This window comes from Mediterraneibacter torques (genome assembly GCF_044591705.1).
Lineage (GTDB): Bacteria > Bacillota > Clostridia > Lachnospirales > Lachnospiraceae > Mediterraneibacter > Mediterraneibacter torques.
In genome coordinates, this window is record NZ_CP172594.1 from 1,942,087 (window position 1) to 1,959,363 (window position 17,277).

The 17,277-nt window shown below is 40.4% G+C and carries 10 protein-coding genes and 5 pseudogenes; all 15 read right to left on the reverse strand.

Annotated features, from left to right (window positions below):
- Positions 1-4: 4 nt before the first annotated feature.
- The 15 genes and pseudogenes from ACH9UM_RS09125 to ACH9UM_RS09195 all read right to left on the reverse strand — a co-directional run bounded on the left by ACH9UM_RS09125 (position 5) and on the right by ACH9UM_RS09195 (position 17,236).
- Positions 5-1,708 carry an ABC-ATPase domain-containing protein gene (locus ACH9UM_RS09125; RefSeq protein ID WP_400091125.1) on the reverse strand — a complete coding sequence of 568 codons (1,704 nt, stop codon included), beginning with the start codon at positions 1,706-1,708 and terminating at the stop codon, positions 5-7.
- A 127-nt stretch (positions 1,709-1,835) separates the two neighbouring features.
- A pseudogene (locus ACH9UM_RS09130) lies at positions 1,836-2,639 on the reverse strand (beta-galactosidase trimerization domain-containing protein); the annotation flags it as partial.
- 99 nt (positions 2,640-2,738) lie between these two features.
- On the reverse strand, positions 2,739-3,482 hold the full coding sequence (locus tag ACH9UM_RS09135) for a hypothetical protein (protein WP_006426953.1): 744 nt from the start codon (positions 3,480-3,482) through the stop codon (positions 2,739-2,741).
- A 140-nt stretch (positions 3,483-3,622) separates the two neighbouring features.
- Entirely contained in the window at positions 3,623-4,006 is a 384-nt protein-coding gene (locus ACH9UM_RS09140) for a DUF6262 family protein (RefSeq protein WP_015513361.1), read from the reverse strand.
- Positions 3,981-5,480, reverse strand: a complete 1,500-nt coding sequence (locus tag ACH9UM_RS09145; RefSeq protein WP_006426955.1) for a tyrosine-type recombinase/integrase — start codon at positions 5,478-5,480, stop codon at positions 3,981-3,983. The genes ACH9UM_RS09140 and ACH9UM_RS09145 overlap by 26 nt, the downstream gene beginning before the upstream one ends.
- The gene (locus ACH9UM_RS09150) at positions 5,470-7,200 is read right to left on the reverse strand and encodes a tyrosine-type recombinase/integrase (protein WP_007886448.1); all 1,731 of its coding nucleotides are present in this window, start codon (positions 7,198-7,200) and stop codon (positions 5,470-5,472) included. The genes ACH9UM_RS09145 and ACH9UM_RS09150 overlap by 11 nt, the downstream gene beginning before the upstream one ends.
- Positions 7,201-7,228: 28 nt before the next feature.
- Positions 7,229-8,353 carry a tyrosine-type recombinase/integrase gene (locus ACH9UM_RS09155; protein ID WP_006426957.1) on the reverse strand — a complete coding sequence of 375 codons (1,125 nt, stop codon included), beginning with the start codon at positions 8,351-8,353 and terminating at the stop codon, positions 7,229-7,231.
- 155 nt (positions 8,354-8,508) lie between these two features.
- Positions 8,509-10,477: pseudogene (locus ACH9UM_RS09160) on the reverse strand (ATP-dependent DNA helicase).
- A 517-nt stretch (positions 10,478-10,994) separates the two neighbouring features.
- The gene (locus ACH9UM_RS09165) at positions 10,995-11,429 is read right to left on the reverse strand and encodes a LuxR C-terminal-related transcriptional regulator (RefSeq protein ID WP_015513359.1); all 435 of its coding nucleotides are present in this window, start codon (positions 11,427-11,429) and stop codon (positions 10,995-10,997) included.
- Between the two features lie 314 nt (positions 11,430-11,743).
- On the reverse strand, positions 11,744-12,442 hold the full coding sequence (locus tag ACH9UM_RS09170) for a winged helix-turn-helix domain-containing protein (RefSeq protein ID WP_015513358.1): 699 nt from the start codon (positions 12,440-12,442) through the stop codon (positions 11,744-11,746).
- A gap of 81 nt (positions 12,443-12,523) precedes the next feature.
- The gene (locus ACH9UM_RS09175; protein ID WP_015513357.1) at positions 12,524-12,931 is read right to left on the reverse strand and encodes a metal-dependent transcriptional regulator; all 408 of its coding nucleotides are present in this window, start codon (positions 12,929-12,931) and stop codon (positions 12,524-12,526) included.
- 49 nt (positions 12,932-12,980) lie between these two features.
- A pseudogene (locus ACH9UM_RS09180) lies at positions 12,981-14,724 on the reverse strand (amino acid ABC transporter ATP-binding/permease protein).
- Positions 14,724-16,462, reverse strand: a pseudogene (locus ACH9UM_RS09185) (ABC transporter ATP-binding protein/permease). The pseudogenes ACH9UM_RS09180 and ACH9UM_RS09185 overlap by 1 nt, the downstream one beginning before the upstream one ends.
- Positions 16,463-16,469: 7 nt before the next feature.
- Positions 16,470-16,821 (reverse strand): annotated as a pseudogene (locus ACH9UM_RS09190) (nitrous oxide-stimulated promoter family protein).
- A gap of 4 nt (positions 16,822-16,825) precedes the next feature.
- Positions 16,826-17,236 (reverse strand): YbaN family protein, encoded by a 411-nt coding sequence (locus ACH9UM_RS09195; RefSeq protein WP_015513353.1) that lies wholly within the window; start codon positions 17,234-17,236, stop codon positions 16,826-16,828.
- Positions 17,237-17,277: the final 41 nt, after the last annotated feature.

Genomic DNA, 17,277 nt, shown 5'->3' on the forward strand with positions numbered 1-17,277 from the left:
CTTATTAAAGTTTCAGTTTTCTGTATCTGTCAAAGCAGGCAAAAATTTCCTGCGCTCTTGGCATCGCCATACATGCGATACTTGATCTGCTCTCACAGAGCGCATCAAGCGACTCTTTTTCTATAACTTTTTCCATCTCTGCGATCACTTGACGAAGATCTTTCTTTCCGTTCATAAGATGTTTTTGAGCATATCGCATACAATATCCGAGCGCTGTCACCTGTTCGCTGTCAACAATCTGTTCCACATAGCGAAGATCGATCATTTCTTTGTTGATCATGACAGCTTCTTTTCCCATCGTCTTCATCTTGATCCGGTCATTCCCCTTTAAATCTGCATTTGCGATCGGACATCTCTTAAAATCAGGCTGCCGCGCCGGCTCTTGAGAAAGACTGATCGCAGGAAATGCTTCCGCTTCCTTTTTCGCATATCCGGTAATATCTTTCGGCTCGTATCGATCCATCTGAAGGATCGTATCTGCAATATGGAAATAAGCTCCTGAACTTCCCGCTACGATCACGGTGGAAATCCCCTGTTTTTCATACAATTCTCTTATCCGCTCGATAAACGGCGTGATCGGCTCCATCTCCCGATGAATCACTCTTTGCATCAGTTCATCCCGTATCATAAAATTCGTAGCGCTTGTGTCCTCATCGATCAAAAAAAGAGAAGTTCCGGCTTCCATGCTTTCGATTACATTTGCCGCCTGAGACGTACTTCCACTGGCATCTTCCGTACAAAATAAAACCGTGTCCTTTCCATTTGGAAGATCGTTGATAAACATAGAAATATCCGTCTTTTTAATACTCCGCCCGTCCTCGGCGCGAATCTTTACCGCCGTATCGTCGGTGATCACATACTCCCGTCCGTCACCTGCAACATGCGGATAAACTCCTGTTTCCAACGCCTTTAACAGCGTAGATTTTCCGTGGTATCCCCCGCCCACAATAAGCGTGATCCCTCTTTTGATCCCCATTCCGCTTATGACTCCCGCATGCGGAAGTGTAATCGTCACTTCCTGCTCCTTTGGAGACTGAAACTTTACTGCGTCGCGCATCGGCTTAGACGAAACGCCGGACTCTCTCGGAAGAATGCTTCCGTTTGCCACAAAAGCGCAAAGTCCGAGTTTCGGAAGCTGATCTCTTATATACCTCTGATCTTCCGCAAGATCTATAATTTTACGCAGACGGGCCGCATCTGCATTTTTATAAAACAAAGAGGCCTTTACACATTCCGGCACAAACTGAAACAGGATCTTCTCAAGCTCCCGCGCATTGATCGTTCTTCCGTTTGCGGGAAAACCGATTTCCATCCGCAAAATGATATCTCCACTGTTCGGATCAAGTCTGCAGGCCGTACGTTCCAAAACTTCCTGCCCGCAGCGGCTTACAGCGATCATCCCACTTTTTCCCGAACCTTTTGCCTGAAAAGCAAACTGATCCGCCTTTTTTGCAAACTGACGCGTCAATTCATCCTGAAGCGCGATCCGCTGATCTTTCCCACAGTAAAGATCACTCGGAAATGCCGCTGCCTTTCCTTCTACATGTATGCTCACCTTTGACGGAGACGCAAACGGATCTCCCTGTACATGATCTATAGACAACACATATCCCGGAAACCGATATGTTCCTTTCGTATCTTTATAAGCAGGATATCCACGATGATCGATCCTGTTCAATAAACTTCTCAAATCTGCTGCTGACTGCATTTTCTCGATTCCTTTCTTCCACTATTTTCCCGCGCCGCGCATCGGCTTACGTTTTACGTTCTTTTACTCTGTCTGCCGTTATCTTAATGTTCTGATTTCACTGCCTGACAATATTCATACTGACGCTTTACTTCAACTTTAAAATCGTACATGAAAACGGGGCCATTTCCAACACATTTTCATATACTTCTCCACTTTCTGCATCAATCTGCTTTCCAATGCCTTCCAAACGAACCTGCCTGTCATTAAAATTCATCACAAAAACAAGACCTTTTCTTCCTGTCTCATCCTCTCTTTTTGCAGCCGTCACGCCATGGGGAAGTCGTTTTAATATGCGGTCGGCAGATGATGCTTCTTTCAACAATCCCGCCTTTATAAACACATCTTTATAAAATGCACTTAGAAACCTCTGATCCGATTCTGCCGAAAGATAATACGCCCTTCCGCTTCCATATGCATTTTCAGTTACTACCGGACATCCTTTATAAAAGTCTTTTTTATAAACAGAGTAAATTTCCGTCTTAGCTTTTGCATGAACGATATCACACATCGTATACGCCGGATATTCTTTTCCGTTATAATCAAAACAATTCTCAAACTCCTTTGACGGCGCGTCCATTTCTTCAGAAACCACCCCGAGTACATCTTCCAACGGATGCCGTCCTATAAAACAAAGATCGGTTTCATTTACAATCCCGCTGAAATACGTTGTCACATAAGTTCCGCCCGCTTCCACGAACGCTCTGACCTTTTCGGAATATCCCTTTTTATACATATAATTAAGTGGCGCCGCCAGAAGCCGATATCCCGAAAAATCATCGTCCATACTTACAAAATCAACGTCCAAGCCACACTCCCAAAACGCACGGTAGTGATCCGTCACACATTTCACATAATCAAGATCCTGACGCGGTCCGCTCGTGTCTTCTACAGCCCACCAGTTTGGATTCTAAAATGTAGCCAGTTCCCCTCATGCGTTGATTTTACTGGGTTTAACTGTATACAAAACTGTGTTTACTGTTACTATCTTTCATTCTTTTCCAAAATAGCTTTGAAGCATAGGCCACATTATTTTCATATATGACACAAAGCTCAGCTCTACTTGTGCTTCATTAAACCATCCAACCATAAAGCTATTTATCTCTTCAAATAATACTTTTGAAAGTTTCTGAATAATAATTGTGTTATCCACTTCTTCAGTATAATCTTTCGCATACATTTTACATATAGAACGCACTCCAAAATAATTATATAGCACACCTACCGTTGTTTTTAATGCTTCAATATCTCTTGGAAAATCTGTTCTATTCATCATATTCACTACTAATTGATGTCTTGAGTTTAGGTAATTCCTAACTGTACTATTACCTATTTCAACATCAACTGTAAATGAAAAATCTTGAGTTTGTATACTATCTGCTCCTAACATTATCATCAATTCAACTTGTGCTGCATGATATTCTGTATAACCAGACAAAGCCATATATTTCCAAGAATCTTGCTTTGCATACATTTCCGTATCTAAAATATGCGTAAATTCATGAAACACAATATACCTTGGTATTTCCGAACTTTTGCATATCCTTAATATATGTTCATCTGTTTTCGTATTATAGTAAGCTTGGGCGGCTGAAGCGAATCCTGCTGCATCGCTTTCCTCAACATTAATTTCAAAAAAATCTATCTTATACTGTGGTAATTTCTCAATTTCCATAAACTCAATATATTCTTTTTCATATTCTTTAATTAAATTTTTAATTTGTATTTCTGTCATATTGTTTTATACCTCATATCAAAGTTAGCATTTCACTTTTAGTATACCATAAAACAATCCCATTCTCATTCTATATATTTTATCCTCAACGATGAAAAGATGTGTCTGCACACATCTCTTCCATCTTATTATTTTCAATGTTATAAGTTCTTAATAAAATTCAAATCCTGTTTCCGTAATGCCTTCTGTAACTTTTCGTTCTTTCTCTTCAGTTCCTTATTTTCTCTGCTCAGAGCTGCCACCTTCTGGTTCAACAGTTCAATCTGTTTTTCCATCGCCATGTTCAGAATTTCTCTTCTTGGATCTATCATTCCGGCCTGTTGCTCTACTGCTTGGTTCAATGTATCCCGGACGGTTGGATTTTTATAAAAGAATCCTCTCGACAATCCAGTTTTCTTCATCAGCTTTGGAACGCTGATACGTTCTTTATTTGCCAGCATATCTTGTATTGCTTGCAATGCCAGTTCAATTTTCTCTTTACTTTTTCTCTGATTTTCCTCAATCATCTTGTCGTATTTGCTCATATTCTTCACCCCATCTTGCCAGACTCATATATATGATGTCACTCATCCTCTGTCTTACTTCTCTGGTTTCGTCTGCCATTCTTTGATTGCTCATTTTCCGGTAATGCTGTACATTATTCAGTCTTTTATGCCCCAATAGTCTCGCTATCGTCCAGTCATCCAGATGCATTTCTGTAAGTTTGACGCCATAGTAGTGCCGGAACATGTGCGTTCCAAACCCGAATAATTCGCCATGATCATCTTTCAACTGCTTTTCCTGTATCATGGACATGACTTTTGTTTTTATAGCCATATACTGCATCGGGCGGTCAGGTTCTTTTTCATTAACAAATATGTATTCTGTATCACCGAACTTTTCCTGTGTATATTCAATAGAACTCTGTAACAGTTTTGCAAGTTCTTTACTGATCGGTTTTTTATATCTTTTAGTTTTAACTTGATATATTTCAATCATATCTTGGCCATTTTCTCTCGTCAGACAATCTGGTCTCAGTGTAAGGGTATCTGATATCCTAGTTCCAAGCATCTGATGTATCAGAAGACATCTTGCAATCTGTACATCCATCTGTGTAATTTCCGCATTCAGTCGTTTCATTTCATCATCAGAATACACTCTAAATTCTGCATTTACTTCCGGTGGAATATCCGTATTAATAAATAAATGCTCCAATCTTTCATAGCTGTAAATTTTTCCGATTGTCTCTAACTGTCGTCTTAATGAAATTACATAAGAACTATTCGCACTATGGGAAGTATCTTTTGTTGACAGATGTATCAAAAATTCTTCCAACACTTCTCTGTCTATTTCACTGCAGCTTTTTATTTTGGAATACTCTTTTTGGAGATATTCTGAGAATATCCTCATTATTGTCAATTCTCCCTGTACAGTTCCTATTGCTTCATACTGCAGATTCATATAAACAGCTTTCTTACATTCTTCCCTGATATCTGGCTGATATATTTTTCTGAAATCCAGTGTTTTTACATTATAAATTGGATTGGATCTGATTTTAATATCCAGATTTTTTAGTTCCCAAACATCTTTTTCTATCTCATCCCGTAAATCTTCTGGCCCTAAAAATTTCAGTACGTTTCTGAAATATAATATCGTCACTGCTTCGCCATAGCTTACTGTACCATACACACTCTTCTTTTCTTTTACAATAGTTATTCCCTGTTCTAACATCCAGCCTTTTAAAAGTGATATCCATTTTTCTGGATTTCTATCTCCAAGGCTTTTGATTCTCCGATTTATTCTGCTGTTCAAAAACTTTGCAATATGATTATAAGCTGTTCGATCCTGAATCAATGCTCTAAACGTTCCGTTTTTGCAGCGATACATAATATAACCTCGAAACTCTTCCTTTAATTCTTGCGTTGGAAGCAACGTTAAATCAAATTTTCCATTATCCTTACGTGTCCCTGTTTCTTGTAAATTGGGGAAATCGCTGAAGTATATAATATCATTTTCCATCTTTTTCCTCTTTCTTTAGCCATGATGCTAAACTACTTCCTTGCATTTCAAAGAACTCATCATTTGCTTTTGCAATCCTTTGCGGCATATAATCAATATACTGTCTTGTCATCTCTTCATAAGTATGTCCAAGATAATCCCTGATACTTTGCAGTGATACATGACTGTCATAAAACATAGTTGCTACTGTATGTCGATAATCGTGTGATTGAAATAAATATTCTCCATTTGCAATCTTATTTTCCCGGCACGCTTCTATCATCTGAGTTCGGAATGTACCATATAGACAAGCACCACCTCTGCTGTTTTTAAAAATGAATTCTTCAGGCTGAATTTCATGTTTTTTCAAGTATACTTTCATAATCTGATAAAGTGCCTGTGGGATTGGAATCCTTTTATAATTCTTCATTTTGACCTGATACACCTGAATCCAATAATCCTCGCCCTGCTGATAATAAGCATTTCCTTTCAATGTACACACTTCACTCGCCCGTAATCCTAGACACCACAGATGTAGGAACATACATCGTAATCGCTCTGGAAAAAGATATAATTTTTTCAAAATTTCCATATATACTGTTTCCTCAACGCTACGATCATGATGTACTATTACTTCTTTTTGTTGGAAATATTCAATTCGGAATGGCATTCTTGTAATATACTGTTTAACTTCCATGAATTTATAAAAATGACCGATACCGAAAATTCTTTCATTAAATCCCTTTGCCTGTATTCCCCGTTCTCGCAAGCCGTCTGCATACTTTTTTACTTCTGCGACAGTTGCATGAATCGCCAGTATCTTTTCTTGTTCCAGCAGTTCAATAAAATTTCTAATACATACAAATCTTCGTACAATCGTGCTGACTGCCTGTCCAGTAATTCCCAGTTCATATTTCATGTATGCCTGTAAAATTTCTCGATTCTGTATTTCCTTGACTTCCATAAAAGAAATGCTAATTAAGGATTTACTTTCGTCTATCCGATGTTTTCCAAGATGTAATCGTTCCAGATACCATACATTTGCTTCCCATTGGATCTGTTCCTGCTGCATAAACGCATCTCTTCTGCATTCACCTAAAATACTTCGTTGACTCGTTTCGGGAAAATTCTTTAAAATAGTTTCCACTTGTTCCATTTCCAGCAATCCAATATCCGTAATATTTAACTGAACACAAGAATCATAAAGAAGTTTTAAGGATTTTAACCTGACATTTCTATAAGCCTTAGACATTGAAGTATTGGCAATGATACGACTCAACGTATAAAAAATTTGTTTCTTTAAAACTTCTGAACAATTTTGTGTAAAATCCCACACCAATAGGTTTGTTTTATAAGAAGTTTCAAAGGTCTCAGCTATTTCCTTTTCCGGATAATACTTCAGAAAATAAATTTTATTTTGATATTTCCATTCATATATCCGCTTTCCATTTAGCGTCTGCATTTGTTGATAGATATGTTGTTGTTTTACCGTATCATATATTTTCAAATAGAAAGATACAATTTGTGATCGTATCTGTCCTCTTAAATATTGTTCATACGAATTTCGCAAAGGATAATCCATTTCTTCCAGATGCCAGATTTTTCTATCTGCCAAGAACTTTTTCAATTTGTTAATTCTTGAATCGCTTTTTATTCCAAGTGCATCAATTTCTGAATATAGTTCCTGCTTTTTCTTCTCAATATCTACTTCAGATTCTGTTATGTGTTCTGCCTGTTGCAATAAATATATAGGTATTTCTCACACCTCCCTACTCCAGCAGACGTTCCGCCCCATAAATAGCAGTGTGTTGTGCATAAAACTCATTACTTGCTTCTATCAGTTCATCATCCAGCCAGTCCAGATACTTTATAGTCGTATCCAAATGTTTATGCCCCAATGCCTGACTGATCATTTCCAGTTCCCATCCTGCCTGCTTTCGCATATTTGCAAAATAGTGACGTAACATGTGGGGTGTGATTTTAACTCCGGTTTTCTTTTCCATTCGGTCCAACATATCATATACACTGTCCACTCTTAATGGCTTTCCAATGTTCTCACCCATGATATTCACAAACAGGTAATCCTGATGTTGCAGGATTTTCCGATATTTTGCCAGATAATCCATGAGAAATTCAAACGTATCATTACTTATCTTGGCACTTCTGTATTCCGCATTTTTGGCTCTCGCTTCATTTTCATTATCTTCCCGGAAGCATACCCTTATCATGTGATTCCTATAATCAATATCTTTGACATATTTTACTCCCAGTAGTTCCCCAATTCTGTATCCGGTTTCTGCTAACATAAGTAACAGAAGCTGATCTCTTCGGTTCGTACAGGCCTGTAAAATTGTAATAATCTGATTTTCTTTTGCTGTTCTCCCACGATGTTCCTCTTCCTTCAGATAGGCTTTAAAAGAATGATTCCGCAGTACCTTTTTTACTCCCACCTGATTAACCGCTATAATCTGGTTATACGATAAGGTTTTGAGACTTCCGTACTGTTCATATTCTGCCTCTATAAATAAATAGAACCTGAACACATCTTTTAAGTATGCGTTGCAGGTTCCTTCATTCGGACACTTCTTTTCTCCAGCCGTTTGCTCTGTATGGTTTCCGGCTTTAAGCCAGTATAAAAATTCCACAAAGTGTTCTGTCTGTTTTTCATAATCTAACTGATAGACTTCTGTGAGTTCCATTTCTTTCTCTGCCATATATTTCATATAATAGCAGATTGAAAATGCTGTGCGTTTCACTGTATTTGGTGAACGTTTACATTTAATCTTATGCATTAGATATTTACTTGGCAGTTCTTCAATACTCATTGTTTCCAGATTTCTGATGAAAAAATATTTTTCTGTTCCATCTTTTATCGTTTCCACCTTGTATATCATAAGCTGCCTCCTTTCCTCTAACGCTATACACAGTATACCCACTTCATGCCGAAATAGCTATTCATCAATACCAACAATCCCACCGAAAACGCCCTTGAAATACGACCAAACTTTTCGTGCTAAATCTGCTATTTCTGTAGCAGAACCACGAACGGTTACAGGTAGTATTCCACGCCTTTCCGGTTTCGGATAAAGTGCTGGATATCCTTGATGTCTTTTGCCATCTTGCAGCTTGGAAGCGCACACATCACTTCCTCATGATACCTGCCGCCTTCTCCTGCACGCTCGTCTAAAATGGACACGACACAAGTATCTGTCTCGGTGCGGAGTGCCCGTCCGAATCCCTGTCTTAGTTTTTTCTGCATGTCTGGAACAATCACTGCCTGAATATAATCTTTCAGGCTGGCATATTCCTTCTTCTGTGCTTCGCTGATGGGATCAGGAACAGCAAAGGGCAGTTTTACTATAATCAGCGAAGATACCATATCTCCAGGGAAGTCTACTCCTTCCCAACAGGAGCCGGCTGCAAAAAGGACAGCATTGTCCATCTGTTTAAATCTTGTGATCTCTTCCGGTGAATGTCTCCACACCTCTATCATCGGGAACGGAATTTCATCCCTTAACATCTGGTAAACGTTTCCCATCAAATGATAAGATGTGAACAGCACCAGCGTATGCCCGTAAGTCGAACAGATCAGTGAATGGATATGGCCTGCTATCATCTCCGCCTCTTCCTGACTTCCTCTTCTGGATTTTTTCAAATTCTTAGGCAGATATAAAAGACAGTTCTTCTGATATTCAAACGGGGAGTCTGCCACATATTCCCGGACTCTCCGCACTCTCTGTAATCCTGTCATTTTCCGAATGTGGGAAAATCCCTGTCCGGTTTTTAAAGTTCCGCTTGTAAGAATCGCTCCCATTCCTCTGCTCCATAACATCTGGTCCAGATACTGTGGAATCCGCCTGCTGGATGCACACAATATAATCCTGTGATCATGGTTAGTGCTTCAGATGCAGTACATACTTCTTATCCTGATGGAAAAAGTATTCCAACACACTTCTGGTTTCTTCCAGCTTGTTTCTGATCCACTTCGGAATCTTCTTTTCTAATTTTTCTATGATCTTATTCATGGTCTGTATCCCCTCACATAAATACATTGCACACTCTTCTGTCATGTGGAATTCTTCTTTTATCCCATATCTGGTTCTGTGGTTTTCTCCTATGATGTCCAGCACCATACGGATCGTCCCAGACAGTTTTCTTATCTCCGGGCCTTGGTACTCTTTCCCAAGATAAAAGCAGATTTCCCGGATATCGTCATAACAGAGGCTCTTCCCGAACATCTGCTTTGCCGCATCCGGCAGCTTATGTGCTTCATCGACAATCAATGCCCGGTAGTCTTTTAATAACGGGCGGTAATCCTGCAGCCTGTGATAACCATCAGCCAGCAGATAATTGTGATTACAGATCTGAATGAACATTTCATGATCTCTGGAACGCTCCAGATACTGCTGATACCTGCATGAGCCTCTTTTCGGGCAGTCTCCCGAACAGAACTTCGGTACACTCACCATCCTTCTGTCAAACCCACTTAAGTTGGACACTTCGTCCATATCATAATGTTCTTTCAACGACAGCAGAGCTTCTTTCTGCAACGCATTTTTGTTTTTTTCTTCGATTGCAACGATTCGTTGCTCCAACCTCTCATCGCAGACAAAATGCTCTTTCCCTTTTCGTATCACAGCTTTAATAGGGGCCTGAATCGTCCCGTTCTCCTGAAGAATCCGGGAGAGAAAAGGGATATATTCTGTAAGAATTGCTTTCTGGAGTGTAATGCTGGAAGTAGATATCACGATCGGACGCTGCTCATAAGGGGAACATCCTTCTGCAAGGAGAGAATATTTTCTCATCAGAACACAGGCCACCAGATAGGCATACGTCTTGCCGATACCGACACCCGCATCACACAGTGCTATGTTTCTTCCCAGCAGGTTATCCAGCATTTCGTGGCATAACATAATCTGTTCTTCCCTTACTGCCATTCCATGTTCTGGAAACAGCACACGAAAGATTGTATCAATTTCACGATGCGCTCTTTTTAAATATTCTTTTGTGTAATACATAATTTGTTACCTAATATGCGTGCTGATACCACATCAATACGGCTGTAAAGGATTTCTCCCTACAGCCGCATGTATCTGATATCAACGACACATTCTTCCTTGATTTCTTATACTTTTGTTTTTTGGCGTTGTATTTGTCCTCGACTCCCCCATTGCCTTACGGGAACATTACAGGCGGATGCTTGGCATTGCACCACTCATGGATTTTCTAAAGGTCTTGCTGATTACAACCCAAAGTCCATCCTCTGCTCACTGGCAGTTCCTATGTATCATTATCCCCTCGTAAGTGATCCTCGCAAAAGACCGCCACGGTCCTGTTTCAGTTAAAGGTAATTCGCTCGAAACAAAAACACCAGCAAAGAATTTTTTATATTCTTTCCTGTCATTTTCATTTGTCCTCGCGCCTTCCTAACACGCTTCTACTTACGGGAACGTACCTGTAATGCTGGTATAGGATTGTCAAAGTACACTGGCAAAATTTACCTGCCTATTAAATAGCCGATGAAAAATGCTGTTATTATTCAATTTTCGACAAATTATTTAATTTTTTTCTTAAACGGTTTCTTTTGGTATAAACGGTCTGTTCTGCCATTCCCATAATTTTGGCAATCTCTCTTCCTGAATATCCCCATGTACTAAGCAAAAGTATCTCTAATGTCTGATGTTCTGTGCCCTTTAATAATTCATAGATCCGTCGGTCTCCAATGTTGTCTAAAAGTTCTCGGATATCCTGTGCAAACCGTCCTCTGTCCCTTTGTTTTATGGAATCCATATCCTGCATCATTTCATCCAGATGTTCCCGGAATCTGCGCTCTTCCAGAAAATCTTCCCTGTCCATCTGGCGCAACTTTTGGATCTTCTCTTCTTCCATTCCCAGTTCACGCAGTTTCTTTTCTTCCTGTTCTTTCCAATAATTCCACTTTCGTTCTTCACTTGTCTTGTTATAAGCCATTTAGCTTTCCTCCGATCTGATTTTTGGTATAGAAATCAAATCGGAGCATGGCGGTGACCGGATATGTACGTTATAATGTTCGAAAAATGTCGAATAAAAAAATGCTGCAACCTCTTCGATTACAGCACTTCTTTTTCCCTTACTCTTTTGTTTTTTTAAGGACTTCCATTGATGCAAATATAACTCTTCTCCTTGTCATGCCTTACTAAAACACCACAAAAAGAAGTATATAGAAAAAGACTGTCAGAACTGTGTAATGTAACAGTCATCTGCCAGTCACTTTTCGCATAATTCGACATTTTTCTACATTTTGCTCAATGTCTGTCTATATCTAAATAATATCCCACCTTTCGTATACTCTGAATTATCTTTGCAGCCTCCGGTTCTGTCTTTTCCATTTTTTTGCGGAGTCTGCGTACAAAACACCAGATCATGTTGGCAGAGTCATCTCCATATGGTTCTTTCCATAACTGTTCAAAGATAATCTCATGGGTAACTACCTGTCTGGAGGCATCTGCCAACAGATACAGGAATGCCTTTTCTCGCTCATTTAGGGTTGCAAGCTCATGCTTCCCCCAGTAAACAGTATGATAACGGCAGTCAATTAGAAGTTTTCCTTTCCTTATGATCTCCTGCTTTTCTCTTTTTCTTCCAGTGTTCCATGTGATATCGGAACGTCTGAGTAATGCATACAGGTACGTGTTGATCAAGCTGACCGAAGGATGTGGAAATACTAGGTCTGCACCCCATTCGATATACTTTTTTACCGCCTGAATCCCCGGTATCACTACAATAATCGGAGCCCTGCTGTACTGCCGGACTTCCCAAATCAGCCTGCCCAGCTTTCCGTTATCATTTCTCACAAGCATCAATACTGCGTCATAGACCGCTATGGTATGGAATTTTTCAAACACATCCAGATTAACGGTCGTACATTCCCACTCATTTTTTAACCCTTCACAAAGTTGACTCCACTTATCTACCTCATCCGCAGCAATCAATACTTTTTTCATTTGTATCCCTTTTCTTATGTTACTTCATTTTTAAAGCAGAAAAGACAGTGAAATCTCTCCACCGCCTTTCCTGTTTTTGATTTAATTCGTTAATTTCATTTCTTCGTTTAACGTATTCTCTTCCTTCATCTTCCGTACCAATTCTTGAATCTTTTTATAAGATTCTTCGCTGATTGTATGTTCCATCCGACACGCATCATGATTTGCAGTTTCCGAAGATACTCCTATTCGTCGTAAAAATTCTTCTAAAAGCACATGCCTTGCATAGATTTTTTTTGCAATCTTTCTTCCTTCTTCTGTCAGTTCAATGCTGCCATATCGGTCTTTTATTACATATCCATCTGCCAGCAGTCCACGTACTGCAACTGAAACACTCGCTTTGGAATAGTTCAGATAATCACTAAGCATAGAATTACGAACATATCCTTTCTGACGTTTCAATACATACGCCGCTTCCAGATAATCTTCTTTGGATTCTCCAATTTTCATATACTACTTTATCCCCTTTTTGGAAAGTATTTCTTCTGCATTCCTGCTGTTAAGAAATTCTGCCATTCTCCATTTCATATACCACATCTGCCACATTCATTGTGGATACTCTGTGGGATACCAAGACAACTGTTTTCTTCTTGGCCGATTCTTTCAATGATTTTAAGATAATTCCCTCATTTAAAGAGTCGAGGTTCGATGTAGGCTCATCGAGTAGAATGAGGGGGCATTCATGGAGAAATGCTCTTGCAATTCCGATTCTCTGTTTTTCACCACCGGACAGCGTATCACCCAGTTCTCCGACTTCTGTATCATATCCTTTCGGAAGTGTCATAATGAAATCATGGATAGATGCTTTCTTTGCGGCTTCCATAATCTCTTCTCTGGATGCTCCCGGCTTTGCGATGGCAATGTTGTTTGCAATGGAATCATGGAACAGGTGTGTTTCCTGCGTAACATAACTTTCCATATCTCTTAAATGCTTGGTTGGAATCTTGCGGACATCTGTACCGTCTACCGATACACTTCCATCCTGCACATCCCAGAACCGCATCAACAGTTTTAAGAGTGTAGATTTTCCGGAACCGCTCGCACCATGAATCCCTGTGATTTTACCCGGCTGTAATTTCAGTGAATAGTTATCTAAAATAACTTCTTCACCATAAGCAAATGTTACGTTCTCTGCCTCTGCTCCTTTAAATTCATATTCCATGCTCTCTACACCGGAAGTTTCCACATCCCCCGGAATTTCTTCCACAAGCGGCGTCTCTTCCAGAAGGGAGAGAACACGTTCACCACTTGCCAATGTCTGGTTCAGGTTGTTGGAAAGGCTTGATAATGCTACTACCGGTTCGGAAAGAACCCATCATTGCGATGGTACAGGTTAAGATTCCCTCGAATCCCATCGCACCTTTGTCGTACAGCCAGATTGTCAGTGCCAGCATTCCAAAGGATGCAAGCAGGATAACCATGTTCGTAAATGAACGCTGTGAGCCTTCCATTTTGCTTAATGACTCCTGCATTCCTGCAAGATTTTTGGAACGCTCAGACATCTGCTCTTTTCTCTTTTCACCCTGTCCGTACTGGATGGTCTCGTCCAATCCTCGTAAAGAGTCCAGAACAAAGCTGTTCAGTTCTCCGAAGTTTGTCCGAAATTCCATTCCCTTCTGGCTGCCACGTTTTCCATTCCACATCGGGATGGCTACTCCGACAATCAGATAAGCTGCCAGTGCAAGCACGCCTGCTAACCAGTGATATCTTCCGATAAAAATCACCATAATAATTGAGGTCAGTGTTGCAATCGCAATCGGGGAAATGGTATGTGCATAGAACACTTCCAGTAATTCGATATCGGTTGTAATAATCGAGATCAGATTTCCCTTGTCCCGTCCTTCCAGTTTTGCCGGGCAGAGTTTTCTCAGTGCTGCAAACACTTTATGGCGGATGATTGCCAACAGCTTAAATGCGATAAAATGATTACAATACTGTTCCACATAATGCAGGATTCCACGAAGCACTGCAATTACGATCATGACTGTGATAATCGTTTTTACTGGAGTAAATACCAGCCACATATTGTCCACCGGAACAATCATTCCGGCTACTCCTGTCAGAAGACCATGCACGATGACCTGTCCTGCCAGTATCGTCAGGAAGATTGCACATAAATAACCCAATGTTCCAAGGATGATTGCTGCCAGCATGATATGGAGCAGGGGTTTTACCAGACCAATCAGACTTCCCATGATCTGGAGGGCACTTCTGCGTTTTGTTGTATTCGTATTTTCACTCATTATGCCACTCCTCCTTTTCCATAGTTTTCCAATGCCATCTGGCTTTCATACAGATGTCTGTACGCACCATTCCGGCTCATCAGTTCGTCATGCTTTCCGCTTTCTTTGATTTCTCCGTCTTTTAAGAAATAAATCTTGTCAGACTTCACAACATTTGCCAGTCTGTGAGAGATCAGAAGCACCGTCTTTGTCTTTGCCAGTTCGTGAATCACATTCATGATCAGTTCTTCACTTTCTACATCGATATTGGATGCGGCTTCATCAAAAATATAAACCGCACTGTCTGTCCGAAGCAACGCTCTGGCAATCACCAGTCTCTGACACTGACCGCCGGACAGGTTACTTGCTTTTTCCAGCAACTGTGTCTGCAAGCCATCCTGTGTCTGTAAGAACCCTAAGAGATTCACTTTCTGAAGGACAGCTTCCATCTCTTCTTTCGTTGCGTCCGGTTTTGCCATCTTCAGATTTTCTTCTACTGTACCTTTGAACAGGTAGCTGTTATGGCGAACCAGAACAACCCTCTGCATCAGATTGGTTTCATTCACTTCATTAAGCGGTACGCCACCGATGGTAATTTCTCCGTTATATCCCCGGTTCTTTGCTGCAAGGATTCCGGCAATCGTACTCTTACCACATCCGGATTCACCAACCAGTGATACAAAACTTCCTGCCGGAAGATTTAAGTTGATTCCTTTTAAAATCTCTCTGTCCTCTTCATAAGAAAAGTGCACATCTTTTAATGTAACATCTAACGCGACCTCCGGCAGTGTTTTTTCTCCAGCCTGTGGTTCCGGCAGATCTAAAATCTTGAAAATCTTATCACTCGCTGCCATACCATTCATTGCGATATGGAAGAATGAACCAAGCAGTCTGAGTGGCAGGAAAAACTCGCTGGCAAGCAGAACAATACATAACGTTCCTGCTACACTGATATTTCCTTTTAAGAATTCGGACACCGCGACTGCCATACCGATCGCAGCTCCACCATAGGCAACAATATCCATCATGCTTGTGGAATTGAGCTGCATGGTCAGCACCTTCATCGTAATCTTACGGAAATTCTGGGATTCCACATCTATCTCATCTGCTTTCTGCTGGTCTGCCTGATAAATCTTCAGTGTGGTAAGTCCCTGTAAATTTTCAAGGAACGAATCTCCCAGTCCAGTATAGATGCTCCAATAGTTATTTAATAATCTCTTCGCCACTTTCTGTACCACCACGATAGAAATCGGGATCAGTGGTACACAGATCAGCAGGATCACACTCGCTTTCAGGCTCACTCTGCAAAGAATGATAAATAATGTCAGTGGTGCAATCAGGCTGTAAAATAATTGTGGAAGATATTTTCCAAGTATGTTTCCAACTGCTCCACACCCTCAGTTGACACCTGTACGACCTCCGAAGAGGATACCTGCTCACTGTAGGAAGCTCCCAACTTTAACATTTTCTCATAAATCTTTTCACGCAGAATCCGCTTTACATCCACACACGCCAGATAGGAAGACCTTGCTCCCATCCGTTCACAGATAAATCGAATCACCACAACCAGAACTAAAATCAGTATTGTCCGCTCAATGATCGGTACGGTTACTGCCCGGTACACTACCCGTTCCAGTAAATCTGCGATAGAAAAGACTGCCAACACTTGCGACAGGAGGGCTGCCCACTGCCACAAAATCGTATACACGATATACTTTTTTGCGTGGGACAACAGCCCCACCAGTCTTGTTTTAATCATAAAAATCTTACCCTTTTGTTTCTTTCTTCGATTCTTTTTTACTGCATACCAGATGCCATACTGCAAGAACTGGATGGTATAATAACATCCTTGGTTAGTGAAAAACGCATAACCTGCCTGATCTGTTCTCTCACCTCTGGCTTATAGCAATGCACTTTACAGTTTGCGCAAAATGTCTTTTCTTTCATAAAAGGACACTTTTCACTTCGAAGTCTTGCATAATCCAAAAGTTCCTGACAGACAGGACAAATCTGCCCTGCCTGCCTGTCTTCTTTCGGATGTTTTTTCCGGCAATACAGCCGGATCATCTCTTCCACGACATGCTGTTCCTTCTGTCGTTTCTTTTCTACTTTATCCATCATATTATTCCACTTCTGCACCTTCCGGTAATTCTTCTCTCACTTTTAAAGTTTTCACTCGAAGGAAGAAGTATAACAGGTGGCATACCCAAACCACTGCGATACAGATTCTTCCGATTGGTACATTCTTCATGCAGATAAAGCCGATTGCCATGACTACCGTTACCATTCCGATAATCTTGCATTTTGTTCCTATTGTCATGGCTCTTTTCTGAACAAAACTGTCCAGATGTTTCTTATAAAGATTCGTTCCTACGAACCAGTCGTGCAGTTTCTTAGAACTCTTTGCAAAGCAAAACAGTGTTGCCATATAAAACGGAACGGTTGGCAGGATAGGAAGTACAATTCCTATCGTACCAAGTCCCAGGCAAAGAAATCCAAGCACGATCCATACTACTTTTAAAGGATTTTTCATCTTCTTTCTGTTCTCCTGTGGGAGTTTTCCTCCCCTTTATT

Excerpts from the sequence above, each read along its gene's own strand:
- ACH9UM_RS09175 (WP_015513357.1), bottom strand. The coding sequence starts at position 12,931 with ATGAAAATTGGAGAATCCAAAGAAGATTATCTGGAAGCGGCGTATGTA.
- ACH9UM_RS09145 (WP_006426955.1), bottom strand. The coding sequence starts at position 5,480 with ATGGAAAATGATATTATATACTTCAGCGATTTCCCCAATTTACAAGAA.
- ACH9UM_RS09125 (WP_400091125.1), bottom strand. The coding sequence starts at position 1,708 with ATGCAGTCAGCAGCAGATTTGAGAAGTTTATTGAACAGGATCGATCAT.
- ACH9UM_RS09165 (WP_015513359.1), bottom strand. The coding sequence starts at position 11,429 with ATGGCTTATAACAAGACAAGTGAAGAACGAAAGTGGAATTATTGGAAA.
- ACH9UM_RS09170 (WP_015513358.1), bottom strand. The coding sequence starts at position 12,442 with ATGAAAAAAGTATTGATTGCTGCGGATGAGGTAGATAAGTGGAGTCAA.
- ACH9UM_RS09140 (WP_015513361.1), bottom strand. The coding sequence starts at position 4,006 with ATGAGCAAATACGACAAGATGATTGAGGAAAATCAGAGAAAAAGTAAA.
- ACH9UM_RS09195 (WP_015513353.1), bottom strand. The coding sequence starts at position 17,236 with ATGAAAAATCCTTTAAAAGTAGTATGGATCGTGCTTGGATTTCTTTGC.
- ACH9UM_RS09135 (WP_006426953.1), bottom strand. The coding sequence starts at position 3,482 with ATGACAGAAATACAAATTAAAAATTTAATTAAAGAATATGAAAAAGAA.
- ACH9UM_RS09155 (WP_006426957.1), bottom strand. The coding sequence starts at position 8,353 with ATGATATACAAGGTGGAAACGATAAAAGATGGAACAGAAAAATATTTT.